The following is a 241-nucleotide window of genomic DNA, read 5'->3' as shown; positions in this document are numbered from 1 at the left end:
ATCACCATCACGGTTGAAAGGCTTACGATCACCACGGTCGTTACGATCGTTGAAACGACGATCCCCACCACGGTCATCGCGGTCGTTGAAACGACGATCGCCACCACGATCATCGCGGTTGAACGGCTTACGATCGCCACGATCGTTGAAGCGACGCTCGCCACCACGATCATCACGGTTACGATCACCGTAACCGCCCTGACGACGATCACCGTCACGGTTGAAGGACTTACGCTCACCA

Annotated in this window: 1 protein-coding gene; it reads left to right on the top strand. The window is 56.4% G+C overall.

The genetic code is table 11. The annotated features are described in order from the left end of the window. Window positions 1-241: hypothetical protein (locus tag FW756_RS11735; protein ID WP_446430340.1), on the top strand; the 241-nt coding region annotated here is incomplete at both ends.

Source organism: Leucobacter sp. 1207-22 (genome assembly GCF_052850455.1).
This window is presented reverse-complemented; position numbering and strand designations above follow the sequence as displayed.